This window comes from Mycobacterium sp. (assembly GCF_002863225.1).
Lineage (GTDB): Bacteria > Actinomycetota > Actinomycetes > Mycobacteriales > Mycobacteriaceae > Mycobacterium.
This window is the reverse complement of the sequence record NZ_PKEK01000097.1, coordinates 1-5,001: the sequence shown is the minus strand read 5'-3', so window position 1 is coordinate 5,001 and position 5,001 is coordinate 1. Positions and strand designations below refer to the sequence as shown.

The 5,001-nt window shown below is 64.2% G+C and carries 3 protein-coding genes and 3 pseudogenes; all 6 read left to right on the top strand.

What is annotated here, in order from left to right; all coding sequences use genetic code 11:
* Nucleotides 1–344: 344 nt before the first annotated feature.
* Nucleotides 345–1,277 (top strand): annotated as a pseudogene (locus CYU59_RS26080) (IS110 family transposase); the annotation flags it as partial.
* A 114-nt stretch (nucleotides 1,278–1,391) separates the two neighbouring features.
* Nucleotides 1,392–2,765, top strand: a complete 1,374-nt coding sequence (locus CYU59_RS26075) for an IS110 family transposase (protein ID WP_363115337.1) — start codon at nucleotides 1,392–1,394, stop codon at nucleotides 2,763–2,765.
* A gap of 161 nt (nucleotides 2,766–2,926) precedes the next feature.
* Complete coding sequence (locus CYU59_RS26070) at nucleotides 2,927–3,268, top strand: hypothetical protein (RefSeq protein WP_293004179.1); 342 nt, start codon at nucleotides 2,927–2,929, stop codon at nucleotides 3,266–3,268.
* An 87-nt stretch (nucleotides 3,269–3,355) separates the two neighbouring features.
* Nucleotides 3,356–3,778, top strand: a pseudogene (locus CYU59_RS26065) (cytochrome P450); the annotation flags it as partial.
* 64 nt (nucleotides 3,779–3,842) lie between these two features.
* On the top strand, nucleotides 3,843–4,121 hold the full coding sequence (locus CYU59_RS26060; protein ID WP_293004178.1) for a cytochrome P450: 279 nt from the start codon (nucleotides 3,843–3,845) through the stop codon (nucleotides 4,119–4,121).
* A gap of 55 nt (nucleotides 4,122–4,176) precedes the next feature.
* A pseudogene (locus CYU59_RS26055) lies at nucleotides 4,177–4,883 on the top strand (MFS transporter); the annotation flags it as partial.
* Nucleotides 4,884–5,001 lie beyond the last annotated feature (118 nt).

Below are 5,001 nucleotides of genomic sequence, written 5' to 3'. Positions count from 1 at the left end.
AGCGAGCTGCTCACCCTGACCACCAGCAAGGCCGGACCCAAGCCCAAGGCTTCCGTTACGCGCGCATCCTCGAATGAGGCAACGAATCAAACTTCGCGCGCATCTTGACACGAGGCAATAGGGCATCTACCTCAGTGTCAGGGTGAGGTACCGCAGGTTGTTGCGGTGGTTGGATCCTGAGCATCTGGTGTCTGGCTCATAGCCTCACTGCCGCCTTCGGGTTGGCGTGCATGCGTTTTGTCGGCACCAGGTGTGAAGGACCGGCCGGCGTGACTTGATAGGAGCGTGGTACCGCCCCCACTGAGGTTTGTCCGCCGACCGGCCCAACCGTCACCTCACAGTGAATGGAGGCAACCACCATGGTTGTTGTTGGAGCCGATGTACACAAGCGCACGCACACTTTTGTCGCCGTCGATGAGGCAGGCCGCAAGCTCGGCGAGAAGACTGTCAGGGCTGTCACCGCGGGCCATGCTGAGGCGGTGATGTGGGCCCGGGAACGCTTCGGCGCCGAGGTGGTGTGGGCGATCGAGGATTGCCGGCATCTGTCAGCGCGCCTGGAACGCGATTTGTTGGGGTTGGGTCAGCAGGTGGTGCGGGTGCCGCCCAAGCTGATGGCGATGACGCGCAAATCTGCACGTACCCGCGGCAAGTCTGACCCGATCGATGCGCTGGCCGTTGCTCGCGGATTTTTACGCGAACCGGATCTGCCGGTCGCTTCTCATGATGAGGTCTCACGTGAGTTGAAGTTGTTGGTGGATCGCCGCGAAGTTCTTGTCGCCCAACGCACTGCGACGATCAACCGATTGTTGTGGCGGGTCCATGAACTGGATCCCGAACATGCACCCAAGGCGCGTTCGTTGGATCTGGACAAGCATCGTCGAATCCTTGGTGATTGGCTGATCACTCAACCGGGTCTTGTCGCTGAGCTTGCTCGCGACGAGCTCGCTGACATCACCCGACTGACCGCGACGATCAACGCCTTGGCCACCCGCATCGGTGCACGCGTGCGCCCGATCGCCCCGGCCTTGTTGGCCATGCCCGGGTGCGGGGAACTCACCGCGGCCAAACTCATCGGCGAGACCGCCGGCGTTACCCGATTCAAAAGCGAGGCCGCCTTCGCCCGTCATGCTGGTGTAGCGCCAGTCCCGGTGTGGTCGGGCAACACCGCGGGCCGGGTCCGCATGACCCGCTCAGGCAACCGCCAACTCAACGCCGCCCTACACCGCATCGCCGTCACCCAAATCCGACTCGACGGCCTCGGACAGGTCTACTATCGCCATCGATTAGCGACTGGCGACTCCACCCCTGAAGCTTTGCGCTGCCTCATTGGTGGAGTATCGCCTTTGCGGCTGGGCACGGGCTTGGCCGTGGCTCCTCGGTCGTGTCGAGGGATGGCCTCGTTGCCGAGCCAGCGGTTGATGGCCAGTTTGAGTACTGCCACCCTCGACACGCCGAGGCCCTCGACCGGCGTTAGGGACATGCCCGACCCAGGGCCGAACAATGAGGAACCGGCAAAGGGCCTCGACACCGCGGAGTCAACCACCGACTCCGAGGGGAGGCAAGGGATGAGTTATGTCGGCTGGGATTGGGCAAGCCGCACTCACGACGTCACAGTGCTCGATGACGACGGACACCGGCAGGCCCGGTGGGCGTTCGAGCATACCGAGTCTGGGTGGATCAGCACGCTGCACCGGCTTCGGTGTTACGGCGAGCCGCACGAGCTGCCGGTGATCATCGAACGCACCAGCGGGCTGGTCGTCGATCGGCTGCTGGAAGCCGGCCACCCTGTCGTGCCGGTGCATCCGGCTTCGTTTTACGCTGCGCGTCCCCGATGGGGAGCCTCTGGCGCGAAATCTGATCCAGGGGACAGCTACAAGCTGGCCGACTACCTGCGCACCGACGGGCACCGGCTGCGCCGGCTGGAGCCCGTCGAACCTGGGCTGCGCGAGTTGCAGGCTTTGGTGCGGCTTCGCGATGACCAGGTCCGCGCCCGGACTGCGGCGACCAACCAACTCGCTGCCACCCTCGACGCGCATTGGCCCGGGCCGCGAGATCTGTTCCGCTCCTTGGCATCCCCGATCGCGTTGGCGTTCCTGGCCGATTACCCGAGCCCGCAAGCGGCCGCGCATCTGGGCGAGGCCCGTATGGGTGCGTTCTGTCGTCGGCATGCCTACCGCGGCGGTAAATCTCCAGCGGAGCTGCTCGCCCGGCTGCGCGCAGCCCCGGCAGCGCCAATCGGATTGCCCGCCGCAACACTAAGCGCCATCGTCGCCGCCCAGGTCGATCTGCTGCGCGCGCTGCAAGCGGCGATCACCGACATCGAGCGAGTTATCGCCGATCGAGTCGCCGCGCACCCCCGTGCCCGACTGCTCGAACAGCTGCCCGGCGTCGGCATCATCAATCTCGCTCAATTACTCGCCGAACTCGGGCCCATCCTCGATCGCGTCGACACCGCTGAACAAGCGGCCACCGAATGCGGGGCTGCGCCGGTCACCAAGGCCTCCGGCAAAACCACCGGCGTCTACTTCCGATCTGCCGCCAACAAACGAGCCCGCAAGGCAATCACCGCCTTCGCGCACAACTCCAGAATGCAGTCACGCTGGGCAGCCACGCTCTACGCCGACGCCCGGGCGCGGGGCAAACGCAACCCCCACGCGATCCGCATCCTCGCCCGAGCCTGGATCCGCATCATTTGGGCATGCTGGCATTCCGGCGTCCCCTACGACCCAACCGCCCACCAGGCCCGTCAACGGATCGCGGCATGAATAACTTGACTCAGGGAACTCAAACGCAGACTTGCTCGCGTCGTCTTCGGCCATCTCCATAACGACCACCAAACCCGAAATCAGTCTTGCCAAATAGCAGCGGCTTGACATAGGAGAAACACATGTAAACTGCTCGTCCGTAGGCGGGAGGGAGGTCACAGGTGTCCGACGTGCAGGTTCTCTACGACCCGTTCGATGCATCGATTCTCGATGATCCCTACCCGACCTATCGACGACTGCGCGATGAGCGGCCGCTGTATCACGCGGCCGCGTCGAACACGTGGGTGTTGAGTCGCCACAGCGATGTTGAAAGCGCACTTCTTGACCACGGCCGCTTTTCGTCGGTGAATGGTGTGTTCCCGACTCCGCCGGGCTCCGGCTTCATCCACGCCTTCCTGCCGATGATGATCGTGATGGATCCACCTCGCCACAACCAGCTGCGCGCGCTGGTGATGCACGACGTTCACGCCGCGGCGTATCGCCGCGTTAAGCCAGGGCATTGAGGGCATGGCGCACGACTTGATGGGGCTTCTGGACAGGGCGCGAGTTCGGCAGACTTCGTGGATGACTTTGCTGGTCCATTGCCGGCGATGGTGATCGCCGATCTGTTGGGCGTCCCGCGAGAGGATCGTGTCCAGTTCCGGTTTTGGTCGAGTACATTGGTGCAGTCCAACCCGAGCCGCGGTGAAACCCAGCAGGGAGTGGCGGCCGCCGCGGCGATTTACGCGTATTTTGCCGACTTCCTCACCAATCGCCGCCGTGCGCCACGCGATGATTTGATTTCGGCGTTGGCGTCGGCCGAGGTCAACGGCGAGCGCCTGTCCGACGATGAAGTTCTCGGGTTTTGTCTGCTGCTGCTAGTTGCCGGCCACGAGACCACCACCAACCTCCTTTGTAACTCCGCTGTTGCGCTCGCGCAACACGACGACAGTCGTCGCCGCCTGTCGCGCGATCACGACTTGATCGGCCCCGCGGTCGACGAGTTGCTGCGTTACGACTCACCGGTGCAGGGGCTCTCACGAACCTTGACCCGTGACGTCAGGCTGCACGGCACGACGATGTGCAAGGGGCGAGTCGGTGTTGTTGCTGTTCGGATCGGCCAACCGCGACGAACGCGCCTTCACCAATCCGGATGTGTTCGACATCTCCCGCAAGCCCGAGCATCAAGTGGCGTTCGGCAAGGGCCTGCATTTCTGCCTGGGCGCCGCACTGGCCCGCCTGGAAGCCAGAATCGCGCTTGCCGCGCTGCTAGAGCGAATTCCTGACTGGGAAGTCGATCTCGACTCGGCGCACCGGCTGAAGTCCGGGCCGATCCGCGGCTACACCTCGCTGCCGATTCGGTGGCTACCGACCTGACCGATTCCCGCCGGGGACCGGCTCACCCGGCCGGCGAAAGTGTTGTGGAGGTGCGATGGATTCATCTGACCCCGCCCCGCGCGTGATTTTTCATCTGTCACGAGCCCAGCAATGGACGCTTGTGGTGTCGTGCCTGGCGGTGGCTTTGGTCATCGGCTCGATGGCGGCCTTGTATACGTCGCTTCCGGACATCGCCGAAACGACCGGCGCCACCCAACGCCAAATGACGTGGATTGTCGACGGGTACACCCTGGCGCTGGCGTGTCTGGTGCTGCCGGCCGGGGCGCTCGGTGACAGATACGGGCGCCGCGGGGTGCTGATCGCCGGGCTGGCAGTGTTTTCGGCGGCCTCGGCGATCCCGCTGTTCGTTCACGACCCGGTCTGGCTGATCGGCGCCCGCTCTCTCGCCGGTATCGGCGCGGCGTTTGTGATGCCCTCCACCTTGTCGATTCTGACCTCTGGATTTCCAGATCACCAACGAGGTCGCGCGGTCGGGATCTGGGCGGGGTAGCCGGGTCGGGCGGTGTCTTGGGCGTGCTGTGCTCGGGGGTCCTTCTGCAGCGCTGGTCGTGGGTGTCGATATTCGTCGGTCTGACCGCAGCCGGTCTCGTGTTGCTGACTGCAGCGTTCACGCTGGCTGAATCCCGTGAACAGCAGCATCAGGCAATGGATTATGCGGGTTCGGTAACTGTGGCCCTCGCCATCGGACTGATCGTCATCGGCGTCACCGAAGCGCCGGCACGCGGCTGGACAGACCCGTTAGCCTCGATTTTTCGTCCGGGTGGTGGTGGTGGTCGGACTCGGTGCCGGGGCGGGTTAGCGGATCTGGGTTTTAGGGGTTTGGCCGCGTTCGGTGGTCCGTGTCGCCGGGTGGGGCGGG